Genomic DNA, 309 nt, shown 5'->3' with positions numbered 1-309 from the left:
AATTTAGTGTGCCAGCCGCCGCGGTAAAACGTAGGTACCGAGCGTTATCCGGATTTACTGGGCGTAAAGCGTGTTCAGGCGGTCTGTCAAGTCGGGCATGAAAGCTCTCGGCTCAACCGGGAGAGGCTGTCCGATACTGGCAGACTTGAGGGCAGTAGAGGGTGGTGGAATTCCGGGTGTAGTGGTGAAATGCGTAGATATCCGGAGGAACACCAGTGGCGAAAGCGGTCACCTGGACTGCACCTGACGCTCAAACACGAAAGCTAGGGGAGCGAACGGGATTAGATACCCTGGTAGTCCGGGCGCACT

General features: G+C 56.6%; 1 rRNA gene. It reads left to right on the top strand.

What is annotated here, in order from left to right:
- Positions 1–309: ribosomal RNA gene (locus CE491_RS30040) — 16S ribosomal RNA — on the top strand; the annotation flags it as partial.

This window comes from Pseudomonas bohemica, from assembly GCF_002934685.1.
GTDB classification, from domain to species: Bacteria; Pseudomonadota; Gammaproteobacteria; order Pseudomonadales; family Pseudomonadaceae; genus Aquipseudomonas; species Aquipseudomonas bohemica.
This window is presented reverse-complemented; position numbering and strand designations above follow the sequence as displayed.